This window comes from Rhodococcus sp. SG20037 (genome assembly GCF_031763325.1).
GTDB classification, from domain to species: Bacteria; Actinomycetota; Actinomycetes; order Mycobacteriales; family Mycobacteriaceae; genus Rhodococcus_F; species Rhodococcus_F qingshengii.
The window spans coordinates 4413334-4432858 of sequence record NZ_CP134497.1 but is presented as its reverse complement, the minus strand read 5'-3'; the positions used below and the strand labels follow the sequence as shown (position 1 = coordinate 4432858).

At 63.9% G+C, this 19525-nt stretch carries 21 protein-coding genes; 15 read left to right on the top strand and 6 right to left on the bottom strand.

What is annotated here, in order from left to right; genetic code table 11:
- Positions 1-6 precede the first annotated feature (6 nt).
- Positions 7-1389, bottom strand: a complete 1383-nt coding sequence (locus RHP72_RS20125; RefSeq protein WP_003945184.1) for an amino acid permease — start codon at positions 1387-1389, stop codon at positions 7-9.
- Complete coding sequence (gene dapD / locus RHP72_RS20120) at positions 1389-2342, bottom strand: 2,3,4,5-tetrahydropyridine-2,6-dicarboxylate N-succinyltransferase (protein WP_019749368.1); 954 nt, start codon at positions 2340-2342, stop codon at positions 1389-1391. The genes RHP72_RS20125 and dapD overlap by 1 nt, the downstream gene beginning before the upstream one ends.
- Positions 2343-2391: 49 nt before the next feature.
- Between dapD and dapE the strand changes: the two genes are divergently transcribed.
- The 10 genes from dapE to RHP72_RS20070 all read left to right on the top strand — a co-directional run bounded on the left by dapE (position 2392) and on the right by RHP72_RS20070 (position 10841).
- Positions 2392-3462 carry a succinyl-diaminopimelate desuccinylase gene (dapE, locus tag RHP72_RS20115; protein WP_174519520.1) on the top strand — a complete coding sequence of 357 codons (1071 nt, stop codon included), beginning with the start codon at positions 2392-2394 and terminating at the stop codon, positions 3460-3462.
- 16 nt (positions 3463-3478) lie between these two features.
- The gene (locus tag RHP72_RS20110; RefSeq protein WP_003945176.1) at positions 3479-4282 is read left to right on the top strand and encodes a TIGR00730 family Rossman fold protein; all 804 of its coding nucleotides are present in this window, start codon (positions 3479-3481) and stop codon (positions 4280-4282) included.
- The gene (locus tag RHP72_RS20105) at positions 4276-4833 is read left to right on the top strand and encodes a TIGR00730 family Rossman fold protein (RefSeq protein ID WP_003945191.1); all 558 of its coding nucleotides are present in this window, start codon (positions 4276-4278) and stop codon (positions 4831-4833) included. The genes RHP72_RS20110 and RHP72_RS20105 overlap by 7 nt, the downstream gene beginning before the upstream one ends.
- Positions 4834-4945: 112 nt before the next feature.
- Positions 4946-6718, top strand: a complete 1773-nt coding sequence (locus RHP72_RS20100) for a long-chain-acyl-CoA synthetase (RefSeq protein WP_311093740.1) — start codon at positions 4946-4948, stop codon at positions 6716-6718.
- Positions 6719-6748: 30 nt separating this feature from the next.
- A complete protein-coding gene (gene folP, locus RHP72_RS20095) occupies positions 6749-7648 on the top strand; it encodes a dihydropteroate synthase (protein WP_050656816.1) in 900 nt (299 codons plus the stop codon).
- Complete coding sequence (locus RHP72_RS20090; protein ID WP_003945188.1) at positions 7645-8586, top strand: glucosyl-3-phosphoglycerate synthase; 942 nt, start codon at positions 7645-7647, stop codon at positions 8584-8586. Before folP ends, RHP72_RS20090 begins: the two co-directional genes overlap by 4 nt.
- Positions 8587-8618: 32 nt before the next feature.
- Entirely contained in the window at positions 8619-8996 is a 378-nt protein-coding gene (locus RHP72_RS20085; RefSeq protein ID WP_311093739.1) for a DivIVA domain-containing protein, read from the top strand.
- The gene (locus tag RHP72_RS20080; RefSeq protein WP_003945189.1) at positions 8996-9565 is read left to right on the top strand and encodes a DNA-3-methyladenine glycosylase I; all 570 of its coding nucleotides are present in this window, start codon (positions 8996-8998) and stop codon (positions 9563-9565) included. Before RHP72_RS20085 ends, RHP72_RS20080 begins: the two co-directional genes overlap by 1 nt.
- A 151-nt stretch (positions 9566-9716) precedes the next feature.
- A complete protein-coding gene (locus tag RHP72_RS20075) occupies positions 9717-9884 on the top strand; it encodes a DUF3117 domain-containing protein (RefSeq protein ID WP_003945169.1) in 168 nt (55 codons plus the stop codon).
- Between the two features lie 117 nt (positions 9885-10001).
- Positions 10002-10841, top strand: a complete 840-nt coding sequence (locus RHP72_RS20070) for a putative RNA methyltransferase (RefSeq protein ID WP_065455505.1) — start codon at positions 10002-10004, stop codon at positions 10839-10841.
- Between the two features lie 6 nt (positions 10842-10847).
- Here RHP72_RS20070 and glgA read toward each other — a convergent pair whose 3' ends face one another.
- The gene (gene glgA / locus RHP72_RS20065; RefSeq protein ID WP_003945186.1) at positions 10848-12020 is read right to left on the bottom strand and encodes a glycogen synthase; all 1173 of its coding nucleotides are present in this window, start codon (positions 12018-12020) and stop codon (positions 10848-10850) included.
- Between the two features lie 132 nt (positions 12021-12152).
- Between glgA and glgC the strand changes: the two genes are divergently transcribed.
- Positions 12153-13367 carry a glucose-1-phosphate adenylyltransferase gene (gene glgC / locus RHP72_RS20060; protein ID WP_003945185.1) on the top strand — a complete coding sequence of 405 codons (1215 nt, stop codon included), beginning with the start codon at positions 12153-12155 and terminating at the stop codon, positions 13365-13367.
- Here the strand turns inward: glgC and RHP72_RS20055 are convergent.
- Positions 13364-13999 carry an O-methyltransferase gene (locus RHP72_RS20055; protein WP_007736091.1) on the bottom strand — a complete coding sequence of 212 codons (636 nt, stop codon included), beginning with the start codon at positions 13997-13999 and terminating at the stop codon, positions 13364-13366. The two genes, glgC and RHP72_RS20055, sit on opposite strands and share 4 nt — an antisense overlap.
- A gap of 330 nt (positions 14000-14329) precedes the next feature.
- On the opposite strand from RHP72_RS20055, the gene sigE reads away from it, so the two are divergent.
- The 4 genes from sigE to tatB all read left to right on the top strand — a co-directional run bounded on the left by sigE (position 14330) and on the right by tatB (position 17359).
- On the top strand, positions 14330-14926 hold the full coding sequence (gene sigE, locus RHP72_RS20050; RefSeq protein ID WP_029255812.1) for an RNA polymerase sigma factor SigE: 597 nt from the start codon (positions 14330-14332) through the stop codon (positions 14924-14926).
- 52 nt (positions 14927-14978) lie between these two features.
- Positions 14979-15338: a hypothetical protein gene (locus tag RHP72_RS20045; RefSeq protein WP_003945180.1), complete on the top strand. Its 360-nt coding sequence runs from the start codon at positions 14979-14981 to the stop codon at positions 15336-15338.
- 75 nt (positions 15339-15413) lie between these two features.
- The gene (locus tag RHP72_RS20040) at positions 15414-16892 is read left to right on the top strand and encodes a S1C family serine protease (RefSeq protein WP_063316841.1); all 1479 of its coding nucleotides are present in this window, start codon (positions 15414-15416) and stop codon (positions 16890-16892) included.
- Positions 16893-16966: 74 nt separating this feature from the next.
- On the top strand, positions 16967-17359 hold the full coding sequence (gene tatB, locus RHP72_RS20035) for a Sec-independent protein translocase protein TatB (protein ID WP_003945177.1): 393 nt from the start codon (positions 16967-16969) through the stop codon (positions 17357-17359).
- A 64-nt stretch (positions 17360-17423) separates the two neighbouring features.
- Here the strand turns inward: tatB and RHP72_RS20030 are convergent, their stop codons facing one another.
- Together RHP72_RS20030 and RHP72_RS20025 are read right to left on the bottom strand one after the other, a co-directional pair.
- Positions 17424-18560, bottom strand: a complete 1137-nt coding sequence (locus tag RHP72_RS20030) for an Mrp/NBP35 family ATP-binding protein (protein ID WP_003945178.1) — start codon at positions 18558-18560, stop codon at positions 17424-17426.
- A 24-nt stretch (positions 18561-18584) separates the two neighbouring features.
- Positions 18585-19448 (bottom strand): lytic transglycosylase domain-containing protein, encoded by an 864-nt coding sequence (locus RHP72_RS20025; protein WP_003945171.1) that lies wholly within the window; start codon positions 19446-19448, stop codon positions 18585-18587.
- Positions 19449-19525: the final 77 nt, after the last annotated feature.

Genomic DNA, 19525 nt, shown 5'->3' with positions numbered 1-19525 from the left:
CACGGATCAGACGGGCTGATTCTGCTTACGCCAACGGGCGTTCAGGAAACCCAATGCCGCGATCACGAGGAACAACACGGTGGTCGAGATCAACTGTGCACGGGCATCGGCGTCGAAGAGCATGAGGACGACGAAGACGCCAAGCATCGCGAGTGTCGCGTAGCTCAGATACGGGAACAGCCACATCCGAACCGTCAGCTTGCCCGACGCTTCGAGTTGTTTTCGCAGTCGCAGATGCGAGACGACGATGAAGATCCAGATGACCAGCAGCGCAGCGCCGACTGCGTTGAGCAGGATGCCGAGCAGGTCGTCGGGGAGCAGCCAGTTGAGCAGGACGCTGACGAAGCCGAAGAACACCGACAGCAGAACGGCATTGGTCGGAACTCCGGTGCTCGACAGTTTCGCCATGAAGGCGGGTCCGTCGCCGCGGCGCGAAAGTGAGAACGCCATGCGAGAGGTGCCGTAGATGTTGGCGTTGAAGGCGGAAAGCAACGCCACCACTACGACGAGTTCCATGAACCCGGCAACGCCTGGAATGTTCGCCTTGTTCAGGACGGCCACAAACGGGCCGCTCTCGAGTTCGGGGTCGTTCCAGGGCAGCACCAGAACCATGATCGAGATGGCGCCGATGTAGAAGACGCTGATGCGCCACACGACGCTCCGGACAGCGACGGCGATGGAGCGTTCCGGATTCTCGGATTCGGCTGCGGCGATGGTGACGATCTCGATCCCACCGAAGGCGAATGCCACGACGAGAAGTCCTGCGGCTATGCCGGACAATCCATTGGGCATGAAGCCGCCCTGCCCGAACAGATTGCTCGTACCGACCGGGTCGGTATCGGGGAGGATGCCGAACACCAGCAGGACACCGATGATCAGGAAGCCGATGATGACGGTGACTTTGATTGCGGCGAACCAGAACTCGAACTCACCGAAGTTGCTGACTTTCGCCAGGTTCACCACGGCGAAGAACACCACGAAGACCAGGGCGACAACCCATTGCGGGATCGACGGCACCCAGTCGTTCACGATCGCCGAAGCCCCGGTGATCTCGGCGCCCAGCACCATGATCAGCATGAACCAGTAGAGCCAGCCCATCACGAAGCCGGCCCACTCGCCGATCCCCAGGCGCGCGTAGTGAGAGAAGGAACCGCTGGCCGGGATCGCGGCGCCCATCTCGCCGAGCATGCGCATCACGAACACCACGACGGCGCCCGCAAGGATGTAGGAGATCAGCACGGCCGGCCCGGCCTTGGCGATACCGACGCCGGTTCCGAGGAACAGGCCGGCGCCGATGGCCGAGCCCAAGCCCATCATCGTCAGATGGCGGACCTTGAGACCGTGGCCGAGAGCAGTGGTTGTTCCGTCGGAGACGTCGGTGCTACTCATCAGTCGTTAGCGTGCAAAGCAGCGTTCAGTTCGACGCCGGTGCCCTTCCACGGCACGACCTCGACGGCACCCGAGACCGAGTTACGACGGAAGAGAAGGTTCGACTTGCCGCTCAGTTCCTTGGCCTTGACGACGGTTCCGTCCGGGCCGGTGACCTTGGTGCCGGCGGTGACGTAGAGGCCCGCTTCGAGGACGCAGTCGTCGCCGAGCGAAATGCCGAGGCCGGCGTTTGCACCGAGGAGGCAGCGCTTGCCGAGGGAGATCGTTTCCTTGCCTCCACCGGAGAGGGTGCCCATGATCGAGGCGCCGCCGCCCACATCGGATCCGTCGTCGACGACGACGCCCGCCGAGATGCGACCTTCGACCATCGAGTTGCCGAGGGTGCCGGCGTTGAAGTTGACGAAGCCCTCGTGCATGACGGTCGTTCCGCTGGCGAGGTGTGCACCAAGTCGGACACGGTCCGCGTCACCGATGCGAACTCCGGACGGCACGACGTAGTCGACCATGCGGGGGAACTTGTCGACGCTGAACACGGTCACGACGCCGCGGATGCGCAGACGCGAGCGAACCTGCTCGAAACCTTCGACGGCGCACGGGCCGAAGTTGGTCCACACGACGTTGCTGAGCAGGCCGAACTGGCCGTCGAGGTTGACACCATGGGGTGCGACGAGACGGTGCGAGAGGAGATGGAGGCGCAGGTAGACGTCATGTGCGTCGACCGGCGCCTTGGAGAGATCGGCGATGGTGGTGCGCACGACGACCTGCGATACCTCGCGAGCGTCATCAGTGCCTGCCAGCAGTGCAAGATCGGAAGGAATATCTGTTCCCTCGACGTTCTCGGTACCGGTCTTGTCGAATGTTCCCAGCTCCGGTGCCGGGAACCAGGTGTCGAGGACGGTTCCGTCCGCGGTCACGTTGGCGATACCTACTGCTGTTGCTCCCTGTGCGCTCACGGGACTAGAGATTACTGGGTGGTGGGTGCACCGGCCTAGGCTGGTGCGTGTGAGCATCCTCGATCTTGCTTCGGACCCCATCGACTTGACGGCCGCCCTGGTCGACATCCCCAGCGTCTCGCACGACGAATCCGTCATTGCGCAGGCTGTCGAGGATGCGCTGCGTGAGCAGACTTCGGGCTTCGAGATCATCCGCAACGGCAATGCCGTGTTGGCGCGTACGTCGCGTGGTTTGCCCAGTCGGGTCATGCTCGCCGGACATCTGGATACGGTGCCGATCGCGGACAACGTTCCTTCGCGGCGTGACGGCGACATCCTGCACGGCTGCGGGACCGTGGACATGAAGTCGGGCGACGCGGTCTTCCTGCACCTTGCGGCCACCATCGAGAACCTGGCCCACGATCTGACCCTCGTCTTCTACGACTGCGAAGAGATCGCCGCAACGTACAACGGCCTTGGACGGATCGAACGCGAGATCCCGCAATGGCTCGCGGCGGACGTCGCAATTCTCGGTGAGCCGACGGCCGGTTTCATCGAGGCCGGGTGTCAGGGCACGATGCGGGTGCGGTTGACGGCTTCGGGAACTCGCGCCCATTCGGCCAGGTCCTGGCTGGGGGACAATGCCATTCACAAGTTCGGCGGAGCGTTGGAGCGGTTGTCGGCGTACCAGCCGCGCTCGGTCGACATCGACGGTTGCGGCTACCGCGAGGGCTTGTCGGCGGTGCGGATCTCCGGCGGTGTCGCCGGAAACGTCGTCCCGGACGAAGCCGAGATGGACGTCAACTTCCGATTCGCACCCGATCGCAGCGAGGTACAAGCCGAGGCGCACGTGCGCGAAGTGTTCGACGGTCTGGGCCTCGGATTCGAGGTCACCGACTCCTCGCCCGGCGCGCTGCCTGGCTTGGCGAACCCGTCCGCTGCCGCCCTGATCGAGGCGGCCGGTGGTCAGTTCCGTGCGAAGTACGGGTGGACCGACGTGTCCAGGTTCTCGGCGCTCGGCATTCCTGCCGTGAACTACGGACCGGGTGATCCGAACCTCGCGCACAAGCGCGACGAGCACGTTCCGGTGCAGCAGATCACCGACGTCGCGGCCGTGCTGAGGAAGTATCTGTCGGCCTGACCGTTAGCCTTGCCGCATGGCACCAGAGAAGAATTCGGCTTCGAAGAAGCAGAGCTCGTCGATCAAGCACCGCGGGCCGGTTCAGCTTCGACGCAAGCGCAAGGACGAGAAGACCACGACGGATCAGCGCTTGCTCGACAAGCGCGGACCCACGGATTGGGTACACACCGATCCGTGGCGTGTGTTGCGTATCCAGAGCGAATTCATCGAAGGTTTCGGCGCACTCGCCGAGGTCCCGCGTGCGGTGACGGTGTTCGGTTCGGCCCGCACCACGGTCGATCATCCCGAGTACCAATCCGGGCGCGAGCTGGGAACGGCGTTGGCCGAGGCCGGGTACGCCGTCATCACCGGTGGTGGGCCAGGAGTGATGGAAGCTGCCAACCGCGGTTGCAGCGAGGCCGGCGGGTACTCGATCGGCCTCGGCATCGAGTTGCCGTTCGAGCAGGGACTCAACGAGTGGGTGGATCTCGGAATCAACTTCCGGTACTTCTTCGCACGCAAGACGATGTTCGTGAAGTACTCCCAGGCATTCATCTGCCTGCCCGGCGGCTTCGGAACACTCGACGAGCTGTTCGAGGCACTCACCCTGGTCCAGACCCACAAGGTCACGCGCTTCCCGATCGTCCTGTTCGGTACCGAGTACTGGTCCGGACTCGTCGACTGGATTCGCGGCACCCTCGAGCGGGACGGCAAGATTTCCGAAGGTGACGTGAATCTGCTGCACGTCACCGACAGCGTGGAAGAAGCAGTACGAATCGTCCTCAACGCCGACAAGGGCGTCGACGAGGCCGCAGATCTGGGGAAAGAAGAAGAATGGTGACCGATTCCGACAAGAAGTACTCGATCTGCGTCTACTGCGCGTCGGGTCCGGTGGACGAATCGTTCCTGGCGTTGGCTGCCGAGGTGGGAACCGCGATCGGTCGACGCGGATGGCAGTTGGTCTCGGGTGGCGGCAACGTGTCGATGATGGGCGCTGTCGCCGAGTCCGCTCGCGCGGCGGGTGCCTGGACCGTCGGCGTCATCCCGAAGGCCTTGGTGCACAAGGAAGTTGCCGACGTCGATGCCGACGAGCTGATCGTCACGGACACCATGCGCGAACGCAAGAAGCTGATGGAAGACCACGCCGACGCGTTCATCACGCTGCCCGGCGGAATCGGGACGCTGGAAGAGTTGTTCGAGACGTGGACAGCCGGCTACCTGGGAATGCACGAGAAACCTGTCGTGATGCTCGATCCCGTCGGCCACTTCACCGGCCTGCTCGAGTGGTTGAACAAGCTCGACGGGACCGGCTTCGTCGGGCGTCAGGCGCTGGACACTCTGCTGGTGAGGACGGACGTCGAGGCCGCGCTCGACGCGTGCGTCAAATCCTGATCAGACGCGTGCGTGAAACCCTGACCTGGGGCATGGCGGGCTTTATTACCGTGCAGTAAGGTGGCCGCAGACTGGGCGGCCGAATGGGCGCCGGATACGTGTTAGGGGAGCCATGAGTTCGGAAGCCCGTTCGACCGTCGGCCTGCTCGATCTGGCGGCAAAACTGCCGTCGATGATCACCGAGGTGCCGATCCTGGCGCGGGGGGCCGCCGGGCTCACCCGTAAGCCTTCGGCCAAGGAATCGATCGGGTTGATCTTCCAGAAGGCCGCGCACGCGCACCCGTCGCGCCCGTTCATCCGGTTCGAGGGCCACGCGACCAGTTACGCGGAGGCCAACGAACTGGTGAACCGCTACGCGGACGTTCTCCGTGGTCGAGGAGTCGACCGCGGAGACGTCGTCGGAGTGCTGGCAAAGAACACTCCCGAAGCGCTGCTGATCGCCTTGGCCGCGGTAAAACTCGGCGCGGCAGCGGGCATGCTGAACTACAACCAGCGCGACGACGTTCTGGCACACAGCCTTACTCTCCTCGATGCGCGGGTCCTGGTGGTCGCCGACGAGTGCGAAGAAGCCCTCGAATCGTTGCCCGCCGGATTTAGCGGACCGAACCAACTTCTCGTCAGCGAACTCGCGGATCTGGCGAAGACGGCTGATCCGTCCAACCCCGCGGTCACCCCCGAGGTGCTGGCAAAGGAGAAGGCGTTCTACATCTTCACCTCGGGTACCACCGGAATGCCCAAGGCCAGCTTGATGACTCACTTCCGTTGGTTGAAGTCGATGTCGGGGCTCGGGTTGATGGGCGTGCGCTTGCGCGGCTCGGACACCCTGTACTGCTGCCTGCCGCTCTACCACAACAACGCGTTGACGGTCTCGCTGTCCTCGGTGCTCGCGTCCGGTGCGACAATCGCGATCGGACGTCAGTTCTCGGCCTCGCGGTTCTGGGACGACATCGCACTCAACAAGGCGACCGCGTTCACCTACATCGGCGAACTGTGCCGCTATCTGCTCAACCAGCCGGTCAAGCCGACCGACAGCGACAATGCTGTTCGGCTGATGGTGGGTAACGGTCTGCGCCCTGAGATCTGGGCCGAATTCACCCAGCGGTTCGGCATACCCCGCGTCGCCGAGTTCTACGGTGCGAGCGAATGCAACATCGCGTTCGTCAACGCACTCAACGTCGACAAGACAGCAGGCATCTGCCCGTTGCCGCACGCCGTCGTGGAGTTCGACGAGGACACCGGAAAAGCGTTGCGTGGAGCCGACGGTCGACTCCGCAAGGTTTCCACGGGTCAGGTCGGACTCCTGCTGTCGAAGGTCACCGACCGGGCGCCTTTCGACGGTTACACCGACGAAGCGGCGAGCAACAGCAAACTGGTACGCGGCGGATTCAAGGACGACGACACCTGGTTCGACACCGGAGACCTGGTGCGCAAGCAGGGATGGGGCCACGTCGCCTTCGTCGACCGCCTCGGCGACACCTTCCGTTGGAAGGGAGAGAACGTCGCCACCACGGAGGTCGAGGGCGCACTGAGTTCGCACCCGGCCGTCGAGGAAGCAGTTGTCTACGGCGTCGAGATTCCGGGCACCGACGGTCGCGCGGGCATGGCGGCGGTCAAGCTGCGGGACGGTCAAAGCTTGGAGGGAAGTGAAGTCGCGGCACACCTCTACGGCAAGCTCCCCAACTACGCGGTCCCGCTGTTCATCCGCATCGTCGACTCACTCGAACACACCAGCACTTTCAAGTCGCGCAAGGTGGAATTGCGCAACGAGGGCTACGACGTCGGCGCCGACACTCTGCACGTTCTCGAAGGCCGCGAGGGTGGTTACGTGGACTCGTACGACGAATACGTCGGAAAGGTCGCGGCGGGCTCGGTACCCAAGGGCTAGACCGAGTTCCGTCATGCCAGTATGAGTGGCATGTCTTCACTCCCCGGTTCTACCGCGCAGCCAGGTCCGGCGCCCACCCTGTGTGGGCGTCCGGTCGCGGTCGACCGTGCACTGGTGATGGCCATCGTCAACCGCACTCCCGATTCCTTCTACGACCAAGGCGCGACGTTCTCGGATTCGGCAGCGATGGCTGCCGTCGACAGGGCCGTCGACGAGGGCGCCGATCTGGTGGACATCGGGGGAGTGAAAGCTGGGCCCGGTGACCTCGTCGACGCCGACGAAGAGGTCAGGCGAGTCGTTCCGTTCGTCGCCGCGATCAGAGCCAAGTACCCCGAGCTGATCATCAGCGTCGACACCTGGCGGAGCGGCGTCGCGCGGTTGGCACGCGTCGAAGGCGCCGACCTGATCAACGACACGTGGGCGGGTGCGGATCCCGACCTCGTCCTGGTTGCTGCCGAGACTGGTGCCGGGATCGTCTGCTCGCACACGGGTGGCGCGGTTCCGCGCACCCGCCCGCATCGTGTCCGCTACGACGACGTCGTCGCAGATGTGGTCACCGAGGTCGTGTCGGCGGCAGAGCGCGCCCTGGCACTCGGGGTTCCGCGTGACGCGATCCTGATCGATCCCACCCACGATTTCGGTAAGAACACCTTTCACGGGCTCGAGTTGTTGCGGAAAGTGGACGTTCTTGTAAACACCGGGTGGCCAGTGCTGATGGCGCTGAGTAATAAGGACTTCATCGGGGAGACTCTTGGTGTGGAGCTTTCCGAGAGGTTGGAGGGAACATTGGCAGCGACAGCAATGGCCGCGGCGGGCGGCGCCCGGGTGTTCCGTGTTCACGAGGTGGCGTCCACCCGTCGAGTCGTCGACATGGTGGCCGCGATCCAGGGACGCCGTGCCCCGGTACGTACGGTTCGAGGTCTGGCATGAGCATCACCGGTGCGGGCCCGACCCGCGTATGGGCAGACGCCAACAGTTGGGACCATCCGAGTTGGACGGTCGCCGAGCTCGAACGGGCGAAGGGTGGCCGAACCGTCTCGGTGGTGTTGCCCGCACTCAACGAAGAGGACACCGTTGCCGCGGTGGTCGACACCATTCATCCGTTGCTCGGTGGCCTGGTCGACGAGTTGATCGTTCTCGATTCCGGTTCGACCGACAGAACCGCCGAGCGTGCTCGCGCTGCTGGAGCAACGGTGATCAGTCGTGAGAGCGCGGTCCCGTCCATCCCGCCGACTGCGGGCAAAGGTGAGGTGCTCTGGCGTTCGGTCGCCGCAACGACCGGTGATCTGATCGCATTCGTCGACTCCGATCTCATCAATCCCGATCCGGCGTTCGTGCCCAAACTGCTGGGGCCACTGCTCACGGTTGACGGCATCCATCTGGTGAAGGGCTACTACCGCCGTCCGCTGCGCGTGAGCGGCACGGAGGATGCCAACGGCGGCGGGCGAGTCACGGAATTGGTTGCGCGGCCCATGTTGGCCGCGCTGCGGCCGGAACTCACGTCGGTACTGCAACCGCTTGGCGGTGAATACGCGGGCACCCGTGAGCTGCTGTCCGCTGTCCCGTTCGCGCCCGGCTACGGCGTCGAGATCGGTTTGCTGCTCGACACGTACGACACGTTGGGGCTGGCGGCGATCGGTCAGGTCAATCTCGGCGTGCGCAAGCATCGCAACCGGCCGCTCGCCGACCTCGGCGTGATGAGCCGGCAGATCATCGGAACGATGCTCAGGCGGTGCGGGATCGAGGATTCGGGTGCCGGGTTGACCCAATTCCTGGTCGACGGCGATTCTTTCGTGCCCGAGACCACCGAGGTTTCGCTACTCGATCGACCCCCGATGAATTCGATAGTGCGCACCGCGGGGGTCTGACCGCTCACACTCGGGTATGGGAGTATCGGTCCATGATGACGATCCTCCTGTACCTGATTGTCATGGCTCTGGTCGGCGCGATGATCTTCCTCGCCGCCAGCGCTGTGTTCGGGCGCTCGGAAGAGCTGCCGCCGCTGCCTCCTGGCACGACGGCGACCGTACTCCCGGCAGAGGACGTCACCGGGGCGGATGTCGACGCGCTGCGTTTTCAGCAGGTGCTGCGTGGCTACAAGGCGAGTGAAGTGGATTGGGCCCTGCATCGCCTCGGGTTGGAAATCGATTCTCTGCGTGCACAACTGGGCCGTGACGAGCGGTCTGAGGTCCTGGCGAAAGCGGATGCTCCGGCCAAGGCAGAAGCATCGCAGGAGGAGCCTGAGACCGTATCCGAATCGAAGGATTCCCAGGGCTGATGGCCGACGGACTGGTTCGGTGCGGCTGGGTGGTCGAGACGCCCGGCGACACGCTCTACCGCGACTATCACGACGAGGAGTGGGGGCGTCCGCTGCACGGGCGCGACGAACTGTTCGAACGACTCGCCCTCGAAGCATTCCAATCGGGACTTTCGTGGATCACGATTCTGCGCAAACGCGAGGCGTTCCGCGAAGCCTTCGACGGGTTCGATCCGGACAAGGTCGCAGCGTACGGAGTTGCGGATGTCGAGAGATTGCTCTCCGATGCCGCGATCGTCCGCAATCGCGCGAAGATCGAGGCGACGATTTCCAACGCCCGAGTGCTCGTGAATTCGCCCGATCTGGACCTCGATTCGTTACTCTGGTCGTTCTCGCCGCCTCGACGCACCAGAAGACTGACATCAATTGCAGAGGTTCCCGCGGTCACTCCCGAGTCGACTGCCATGGCTAAGGAACTCAAGCGGCGCGGGTTCAAGTTTGTGGGTCCTACCACGGCTTATGCGCTCATGCAGGCCACCGGAATGGTCGATGATCACGTGGCTGATTGCTGGGTTCCGGCGCAGGTGTGACGGTCGACTGAACACCCCTAAATGTGACTCAGATTCCCGGTTCCCGCATCCATAGGGAACAATGGAGGGTACGAGCCTCGCTGATTGTTGGCGGGGCGCACCGTTAGTCGAGGCGCAGAGCAATGCAGCGCAGATCTGGAGGGAGCAGAGGATGGCGGCCATGAAGCCCCGGACCGGGGACGGTCCCCTCGAAGCAACCAAAGAGGGACGAGGAATCGTCATGCGGGTTCCACTCGAGGGTGGCGGACGCCTCGTCGTCGAGCTGACCCCGGATGAAGCTGCAGCGCTCGGTGTGGAACTCACGAACGTCACCAGCTAGTCGGGTCCAGGTTGTAGCAGTACGAACAACAGCACGTGATTGCACGCAGGCTCCGTATCCGTTTCGGTACGGGGCCTGAAGTGTGTGCGCACCGCCGGTAGCCGAAAGGACGGATCAATGCTTGCCGCCGTGATCGATCTTCTGTCCTGCCCGCAGTGTGCTGCTGATCTGGAATTGGTGGACGGCGCCGCCGAGTGCGACCGCGGACATCGATTCGATATCGCTCGTCAGGGTTACGTGAGCCTGATCAGTGGCGGTGCCACGAAGTTCACCGGCGACAGTGCCGAGATGATTGCCGCGCGTGCACGATTGCTCGGCGCCGGCCACTTCGGCCCGCTGATGGATGCCGTCACCCGGGCCTGCGCGACGACGGCGGGGTCGGACCCCGCGCGGATCGTCGAAATCGGCGCAGGCACAGGACAATACCTCGCACACGTCGTGGATTCGCTGCCTGATTCTCGGGCGATAGCGTTGGACGTGTCCAAGTTCGCGGCCCGGCGTGCCGCGAAGGTCCACGAAAGAATCGGTTCGATCGTCGCAGACGTCTGGCAACCACTACCCATTCGCGACGCAGCGCTCTCTCACGTGCTCTGTGTGTTTGCTCCTCGTAACGGTCCGCAGTCCCATCGAGTTCTCGCCGAAGACGGAGTTCTGGTGGTCCTGACGCCCACCGACAGGCATCTGCGCGAGCTGATCGACATTCTCGCGATGGTCCGGGTCGACGACCGCAAAGTGGAACGTCTCGAATCGTCGATGGCCGGATACTTCGAGCGTGTGAGTAGCGACGAGGTCGAGTTCACGATGTCACTCTCACACCAGGACGTCCTCGACTTGGTGGGGATGGGACCGTCGGCGAGACACCTGACGCCCGCTGATCTGGCTGCCGCCGTGGCGAAGCTGCCGCAGCCGAGCACCGTCACCGCGTCGGCGACGGTCTCGACCTATCGCAAGATCTGACGCGGATCAGCGTCTCGTGACGGCGTCCGCGTAGACCTCGAGCGTCTGCTTGGCGATTTCGGCCCAGGAGAACTCGTCGATCGCACGGATCCTGCCCGCACGACCCATCGCGTCGGCGCCTTCTCGGTCGGCGACAACGGCATTGACGGTGGCCGCGAGCGATTCCTCGAATGCGTTCGGCTCGTAGGCGTTGTAGTGCACGAGTCGACCGGTGACGCCGTCGGCGACCACCTCGGGGATGCCGCCGACGTCGGAAGCGACCACGGCGGTCTCACACGCCATGGCTTCGAGATTGACGATCCCGAGGGGTTCGTACACCGAAGGACAGACGAATACCGTTGCTGCCGAGAGTATTTCCCTGATCTGCTCGGTCGGGAGCATCTCGCGCACCCAGTAGACATTGCCCCGGTGCCGGGCGAGTTCGGCCACCGCCTTCTCCGTCTCGGCGGCGATCTCCGGCGTATCGGGAGCGCCGGCGCACAGCACGAGCTGAATCTCCGGGTCGAAGTGGTGGGCTGCCGCGACGAGGTGCCCGACGCCCTTCTGCCTCGTGATGCGTCCGACAAAGGCCACGATGGGTTTTGCCGGGTCGACGCCGATCGACGCGAGTGCGGACTGTGCTCCCGGCGCAGATCCCCCGGGATGCCATACCTCGGTGTCGATTCCGTTGCGGACTACGTGAACGCGACTCGGATCGACAGCGGGGTACGCGTCGAGGACGTCGAGTCGCATACCGGAACTGACGGCGATGATCGCGTCTGCGTGCTCGACGGCGTTGCGTTCGGACCACGACGAGATCCGATAGCCGCCGCCTAGCTGTTCGGCCTTCCACGGGCGTCTGGGCTCGAGTGAGTGCGCGGTGAGGATGTGCGGCACGTCGTAGAGAGCCGACGCGAGATGCCCGGCCAGTCCGGTGTACCAGGTGTGGGAGTGGACGATGTCGACACCGGCCGCGGCGTCCGCCATGCGCAGTTCGGTGGAGAGCGTCGTCAGGGCCGGGTTGGATCCGGCGAGAGCGGGGTCGGGAGAGTGGACGATCGCGCCTTCGCGCGGGGCGCCCATGCAGTGCACGTCGACCTCGCACAGCCGTTTCATCTGAGCGACGAGCTCGGTTACGTGTACTCCTGCGCCGCCGTAGATCTCCGGCGGGTATTCCTTGGTCATCATCGCGACTCGCACGCGCTAAACCTAACCGCCCGTGGTCGATCCGGCTACCGATCACGTTATCCCCGACCGTTCGGAGGGGGACACGATCGGACCTCTCGGACTGCTTCGCTAGCGGGAGTTCACCAGTGCGGATAGGTTAGCGGTGTGAGAAGCCAGCCGCATGTGCTTGGAATCGTGCTCGCCGGGGGCGAGGGCAAACGCTTGTATCCGCTGACCGCGGACAGAGCGAAGCCCGCAGTGCCCTTCGGAGGTGCATATCGACTTATCGACTTCGTGTTGAGCAACCTTGTCAACGCGGGATATCTGCGTATTTGTGTGTTGACGCAATACAAGTCACATTCACTCGACCGCCACATTTCGCAGACGTGGCGATTGTCCGGGTTCGCGGGTGAGTACATCACCCCGGTCCCGGCCCAGCAGCGGCTCGGGCCGCGCTGGTACACCGGCAGTGCCGACGCAATCCTGCAGTCGCTCAATCTCGTTTACGACGAGGACCCCGAGTACATCGTGGTTTTCGGTGCCGACCATGTGTACCGGATGGATCCGGAACAGATGGTTCAGCACCACATCGAATCCGGGGCAGGCGTGACGGTCGCGGGTATTCGTGTACCGCGAAGTGAGGCTTTTGCTTTCGGCTGCATCGACAGTGACGAGTCCGGACGCATCACCCAGTTCCTGGAAAAGCCCGCCCATCCTCCCGGGACACCGGACGACCCCAATTCGACGTTCGCGTCCATGGGTAACTATGTGTTCACCACCAAGGTACTCGTGGACGCCATCCGCGCTGATTCAGAGAATTCCGATTCCGATCACGACATGGGCGGAGACATCATTCCCGCCTTGGTCGCCGCGGGTGAGGCGTCGGTCTACGACTTCAAGGACAACGTCGTTCCCGGTGCCACCGATCGAGACCGCGGCTACTGGCGTGACGTCGGTACCCTCGACGCCTTCTACGACGCTCACATGGACCTGGTGTCGGTGCACCCGATCTTCAATCTCTACAACCGTCGCTGGCCCATCCGCGGCGCCACCGAGAATCTCGCGCCCGCAAAGTTCGTGAAGGGCGGACTCGCGCAGGAATCGGTCGTCGGTGCGGGGTCGATCCTGTCCGCGGCGACCGTGCGCAATTCGGTACTCAGTTCCAACGTGATGATCGAGGACGGTGCGACCGTCGAGGGCAGCGTGCTGATGCCGGGTGTGCGCATCGGCAAGGGTGCCGTCGTACGGCGAGCGATCCTCGACAAGAACGTCGTCGTCGGTGACGGCGAAATCATCGGCGTCGATCTCGAACGTGACCGCGAACGATTTGCCGTCAGTCAGGGTGGCGTCGTCGCCATCGGTAAGGGCGTCTGGATCTAGAGCTTGCTCGCGCAGAGGAGGCCGTCACCGAGGGGGAGGAGGACTCGAATGAGTCGCTCGTCCTCGGTCACGGCCTTTGCCGCTTCTCGGACCGCAACCGTTGTCGCGTCGCGTGCGGAGCTGTCGGCAACGCGGCCGTCGGCCAGGGCGTTGTGCAGAACGATGACACCGCCGGAGCGCAGCAGGCGGACACCTTCGCGGACGTAGTGCGGGTGGTCGATCGCGGCGCAGTCGACGAATACCAGGTCGTAGCCGCCGTCGGCGAGCCGGGGAAGCACGTCGAGAGCCCGTCCGTTGATCAGGCGAGTGCGTGCCGGAGCGATTCCGCTTTCGCGGAAGGTCAGCTTGGCGGCCCGCTGATGTTCGGGTTCGCTGTCGATCGTGGTCAGGACGCCGTCGTCGCGCATTCCGTGCAGAAGCCACAGGCTGCTCACGCCGGCTCCGGTACCCACCTCGACGGCCGTCTTCGCGTCGAGCATCCTCGCGAACATCGCGAGCGTCGCACCGACGGCGGGCGTCACCGGATGGGCTCCGAGATCCAGCGCTCGATCTCGCGCCGCGGTCAAAATCTCGTCCTCGGAAACTACGTCCTCGACGTGGCGGAGTATCTGTTCGGCGTGGGTCACGCTCATGAGGTTATCGGGCGGTTCGGATTGTCGCTGCAAGGCGCGCAGTCACCAGGATTCTCAGGAATCCCTCAGGCTCCTCATATGGCGTGCACACCGCGATGAGAAAAGGTGTATACATCGCCGGATCGAAGATCGCACGGCGGTATCGATTTCTACCAAGTTGATCTTTCGCAGCTCGGTGATCGGGAACAAATCACAGCAACGGCTGGTTCTCCCGAATATCGCGCATCACGTGATTCGGACAACGCGGTGATCGAACTACGCGATCCCGAGCAGGAGGATCAACTTATTTACCAGGTCAACGACGAGCCTCGCCCTCGAGAGTCGGAAGTTTTGACGACGGAATCGGCTGTGGATTCCGAATTGATCGGCACTGCTGTGTTCGATGCAACTGGTGAGAAGTCCTCCATGCCGTCTTGGGACGAACTCGTGCGTCAGCACGGTGACCGGGTGTACCGCCTGGCCTACCGGTTGTCAGGCGATGCCCAGGACGCCGAGGACTTGACGCAGGACACCTTCATCCGGGTGTTCCGCTCGCTCTCCGATTATCAGCCCGGAACTTTCGAGGGCTGGTTGCACCGCATCACCACAAACCTGTTCCTCGACATGGTTCGCCGACGCAATCGCATCCGTATGGAAGCGCTGCCCGAGGACTACGACCGCGTTCCCTCGCCCGGTCCCGACCCCGAGCAGATCTACCACGACGCGCGCCTCGACGCAGGTCTGCAGGCCGCACTGGACTCACTCGCACCTGAATTTCGTGCCGCTGTCGTGCTCTGTGACATCGAAGGTCTGTCGTACGAGGAAATCGGTGCCACACTGGGAGTGAAGCTCGGAACGGTTCGTAGCCGTATCCATCGTGGGCGACAGGCGATTCGTGATCATCTGGCAGCGCAGCGCGCAGCCGAATCCGAACTCGTCGGTTTCTGACGGTCGGGTTCGAGCTACAGAGCGGGACGTGGTCAATCACCTGGAGGGACGAATGACGGAGGCGCGGGCACATCGCCAGTTCGGTTCGACCGAACATCTGGCCAGCGAGGCAATCGCTGCCTACGTCGACGGAGAACTCCGAATGCAGGCCTACTTGCGGGCCTCGCATCACATCTCGATCTGCGCCGAGTGCGCTGCGGCCGTCGATGCTCAGCAGCAGGCACGTGGTGCGCTGCGTCGAAGCGGCGAGATGACGATGCCGTTGTCCCTGGTGGGACTTCTCAGCCAGATTCCTTCGTGCAACAGTCCGACTACCGGGCCGAATTCGGAAAACGCCGACAGTTCCGTCGGTAATCAACCCGCCGGCTTCTCCACCATCAGCAAGAGGTTGTCCCGTCGCTGGCGCAAATGACGCCGCGCGCCAGCTTCCCGGCGCGGATCAGTGATACTGGACCATGTGACTGACGGAAAAAGGGGGCACTCCGGAGTGAGTTCGGATTCTTCGGCAAACGGTTCGGTGGACAGACCGGCAGATGCGCCGGTTCTCGACCCCCGTCCGGTCTATCGACCCCAGATCGATCCGGCCTCGCGCCAGGTGTTCGGTCGGCCGAGTGGAGTCGAGGGCTCGTTCACTCCGATTGCCACGCGATCGACCCCGTCTTCCGACGTCGTGATCGGGAATCCGGACCCGGTTCTGGCCGAAGCGTTCGGTCGACCGGCAGACGCCACCGAGTCGATCGGTCGCGATCCCGAGGCGTCGGCGAACAACACACCCGACGAAGAAACGCCGAGTGATCCGTGGCGTGATCCTGAATCCGCCGTCTCGCTGGGCAAGCCCGCAGAGTCCGAGGCGCCGGTGCAGTTGCCTCCCGCCCAGAAACTCGACGTGCGTGAGCTGTTGTTCGGTCGCAAGGTCGCCCCCTCGGCACTGGCCGCGCTTGCGGGCATTGCGCTTGTCATCGCTCTCGTCGGTGGATTGCTTGCCACTGTCATCACTGCCGATCGCAGTTCACTCACCAGCTCACGTGTCACGCTCGTTCAATCCGGCGGTGGGGAACAGCCGGAGTCTCAGGTGGCGAAAGTCGCCGACGCCGTACTGCCATCCGTGGTGTCGATTCAGGTCGCCGTCGGCGACCAGGGCAGCACGGGTTCCGGTGTGGTCATCGACGGCGCCGGATACATCGTCACCAACAACCACGTGATCTCCTCGGCTGTTCCGCCCGCTCAGGACGCGAAGATCCAGGTGATCTTCTCCGACGGAACCAAGACCGACGCCCAGATCGTCGGACGTGATGTCAAGACAGACCTCGCAGTGCTCAAGGTGTCGGCGAACAATCTGACGGTCGCTCAGCTCGGAAAATCCGAGGATGTTCAGGTGGGCGACGACGTCGTCGCCGTCGGCTCACCGCTCGGATTGAGCAAGACTGTCACCCGCGGGATCGTCAGTGCACTGAACCGGCCTCTGCGGTTGTCGGGTGAAGGCACTGACACCAACGCCGTCATCGACGCCGTCCAGACCGACGCGGCGATCAATCACGGCAACTCCGGTGGTGCGCTCGTCGACGATGAAGCCCGCGTCATCGGCATCAACACCGCAATGCTCAGTGAGTCCGGTGGTTCGGTCGGGCTCGGCTTCGCGATTCCGATCGACACGGTCACCGAGGTGGCTCAGACCATCATCCGTGACGGCAAGGTTCATCACCCCGACATCGGCGTGAATGCCCGCACCGCGGTCAATGACGCGACCAGTGGTGCTGCGGTGGCCAACGTGCGCGACGGCAGCCCCGCTCAACGTGCGGGGATCGTCGAGGGTGACGTCATCGTCAAGGTCGGTGACCGACCGGTGACAAGCGCCGACGAATTGGTGGTTGCGGTCAACGCGACGACCGTCGATCAGCCTGTCAACGTTCAGTTGATCCGCGACGGACGGCAGGTCGACATTTCGGTCACGCCGGTGTCGGACTGATCGGACCCTGCGATCTTCCTGTGAGGTTGATCCGGACATGCGCGCACCGAGCGAGCACACAGTAGGCTGACCCTGTGTTTGGCAACATCGGTTGGGGCGAGTTCATGATCCTCCTCGTAGCGGCTCTGGTCATCTTGGGACCTGAGCGGCTTCCTGGTGCGGTCTCCTGGGTCACGAAATCCCTGAGGCAGGTGCGCGAATATGCTTCGGGCGCTTCCAATCAGCTCAAGGAAGAACTGGGCACCGATTTCGAGGATCTGCGTAAACCGCTCGCAGATCTGAACAAGCTGCGCGGAATGACGCCGCGCGCTGTGATCACCCAGCACCTCCTCGACGGCGACGACTCCATCTTCACGGGCAACTTCGACAAGAAGCCGCAGAGCGGAGTGCAGGAGCCGAAGACGCTGTCGAAGGACAAGCCACTCACCGCCGGCGAACGTCCTCCTGTGGACTTCGACGCCACCTAGATTCGACATACGCAAGGGCGCCTGTCACCGATCGGTGACAGGCGCCCTTCCGTATGAGGGGGTTCTACAGGTTGCGAACCGTGTTGATACCGAGCGACATTCCGGCCAGCCCGCGCTGACGGACGGCCAACTTGTCGGCGATGTCCTTGAGTGCGATGGCTGCGGGTGAATCGGGAGCGCTGAGGACGATCGGCGTCCCGGCGTCGCCTGCCTCGCGGACGGACGGATCCAGCGGGATCTGTCCGAGAAGCGGAACCTTGGCGCCGACGGCCTTCGTGAGGCGATCGGAGACGGTCTGCCCGCCGCCTTCGCCGAAGACGTCCATACGGGTGCCGTCGGGAAGTTCGAGCCAGGACATGTTCTCGACGACGCCGGCGACGCGCTGGCGGGTCTGCAGGGCGATCGCGCCCGCGCGCTCGGCGACCTCTGCAGCAGCCTGCTGCGGTGTGGTGACGACCAGGATCTCGGCGCTCGGGATGAGCTGAGCCACCGAGATGGCGATGTCACCGGTGCCGGGCGGCAGATCGAGCAGCAGCACGTCCAGATCGCCCCAGAACACGTCGGCGAGGAACTGCTGGAGCGCGCGGTGCAGCATCGGTCCGCGCCAGACGACAGGTGTGTTGCCCTGGGTGAACTGCGCGATGGAGATCATCTTCACGTCGTGGGCGACGGGCGGCATGATCATGCGCTCGACCTGAGTCGGCTTGGCGTCGGTGCCGAGCATGCGGGGGATCGAGTGGCCGTAGATATCCGCGTCGAGTACACCCACGGACAGTCCGCGCGCGGCCATTGCTGCCGCGAGATTGACTGTCACGCTGGACTTTCCGACTCCGCCCTTGCCGGAGGCCACGGCGTAGACGCGGGTGAGTGAACCGGGCTGGGCGAACGGGATGACGGGCTCGGCGGAATCGCCGCGAAGCGACTTGCGAAGCTCGGTTCGCTGAGCGTCGTCCATGACGTCGAGTTCGACGCGAATCGCGCCGACCCCGGCGACATCGGCGACGGCCTTGGTGACGCGTTCGGTGATCTCGGTGCGCATCGGGCAGCCGGCGGTCGTGAGATAGATGCCGATGTCGACGCTGTTGTCACTGGAGAGGGAGATCCCCTTGACCATCCCCAGTTCGGTGATGGGTTTGCGGATCTCTGGGTCCAGAACTCGCGCGAGCGCGGAGCGAACGTCGGACTCGGTCAGTACAGACATGACTCCATGGTAAGTCCAGGTAGGTCAGTGGATGCGCGGCAGGTCCGATGCGGCGGGCACGATGCCGGTGGAGTACCCGAGCGACCAGGCCAGAACGTTGGCGACGTAGGCGGCCGAGTTGTTGTAGCGGTGGATCGCGGAGGCAACCTGGGTGACGTCCTGCATGTTGAGTCCGCCGTCGCACAGGTACTTGCCGGTGGTCAGTGCGGAGTCGAAAAGGTTCTGCGGGTCGGCGATTCCGTCACCGTTGCCGTCACCGGCGTATTGGTTCCACGTGGACGGGATGAACTGCATCGGGCCGACTGCGCGGTCGTAGACGGTGTCGCCGTCGAGGGCGCCGCCGTCGGTGTCCATGATGACGGCCTGGCCGGGGAGGCTGCCGTTGAGTGGCAGGCCGATCACGGGCTTGTAGAGGTTGCCGTTCGCGTCGGCGTCCTTGCCGTCGTTGGCGTGGCCGGATTCGACGCGGCCGATACCGGCGAGGAGCGTCCAGTGCATGTTGCAGTTGGGCTTCTCGACAGCGAGGATCCGCTCGGCGTTCTGGTAGGCGGCGACGCTCACGCTCGGGATTCCGAGTGCTCCCTCGGCCATGGACGCGGGGAGCGGGGGAGTGGCCTGCACGGGAGCCAGCGGCGCGGGTTCCGGCGCGGGGGCGGGAGCCGGCTCGGCGATTGCTTCGACGGCGGGCAGAATCTGCGCCTGCGGCTCCTGCGTGGCTTGTGCGGCGGTGTCCACCGTTTCGGCGGAGCTGGTGTTGAAGAACGGGACCTTGGGAGCGGCGCCGGCCGTGTTGGCTGCGGTGACGAGTCCGATAGGGATGAGTCCGGTGAGCGCGATGACCGAATTTCGACGGATGTGCGAATCTGTCTTCTTGCTGTGCCGACCCACTGTGTATGCCTCCTGAACCTCCGCGAGGAGGTTTTCCGTTCAACTGACGGAGTCGAGGCTACCTGATTTGTTGCGTT

Bases quoted from the DNA above. Each gene is read 5' to 3' on its own strand.
- RHP72_RS20125 (WP_003945184.1), bottom strand. From the start codon at position 1,389: ATGAGTAGCACCGACGTCTCCGACGGAACAACCACTGCTCTCGGCCAC.
- RHP72_RS20110 (WP_003945176.1), top strand. From the start codon at position 3,479: ATGGCACCAGAGAAGAATTCGGCTTCGAAGAAGCAGAGCTCGTCGATC.
- RHP72_RS20105 (WP_003945191.1), top strand. From the start codon at position 4,276: ATGGTGACCGATTCCGACAAGAAGTACTCGATCTGCGTCTACTGCGCG.
- RHP72_RS20100 (WP_311093740.1), top strand. From the start codon at position 4,946: ATGAGTTCGGAAGCCCGTTCGACCGTCGGCCTGCTCGATCTGGCGGCA.
- folP (WP_050656816.1), top strand. From the start codon at position 6,749: ATGTCTTCACTCCCCGGTTCTACCGCGCAGCCAGGTCCGGCGCCCACC.
- RHP72_RS20090 (WP_003945188.1), top strand. From the start codon at position 7,645: ATGAGCATCACCGGTGCGGGCCCGACCCGCGTATGGGCAGACGCCAAC.
- RHP72_RS20085 (WP_311093739.1), top strand. From the start codon at position 8,619: ATGATGACGATCCTCCTGTACCTGATTGTCATGGCTCTGGTCGGCGCG.
- RHP72_RS20080 (WP_003945189.1), top strand. From the start codon at position 8,996: ATGGCCGACGGACTGGTTCGGTGCGGCTGGGTGGTCGAGACGCCCGGC.
- RHP72_RS20075 (WP_003945169.1), top strand. From the start codon at position 9,717: ATGGCGGCCATGAAGCCCCGGACCGGGGACGGTCCCCTCGAAGCAACC.
- RHP72_RS20070 (WP_065455505.1), top strand. From the start codon at position 10,002: ATGCTTGCCGCCGTGATCGATCTTCTGTCCTGCCCGCAGTGTGCTGCT.
- RHP72_RS20055 (WP_007736091.1), bottom strand. From the start codon at position 13,999: ATGAGCGTGACCCACGCCGAACAGATACTCCGCCACGTCGAGGACGTA.
- RHP72_RS20045 (WP_003945180.1), top strand. From the start codon at position 14,979: ATGACGGAGGCGCGGGCACATCGCCAGTTCGGTTCGACCGAACATCTG.
- RHP72_RS20030 (WP_003945178.1), bottom strand. From the start codon at position 18,560: ATGTCTGTACTGACCGAGTCCGACGTTCGCTCCGCGCTCGCGCGAGTT.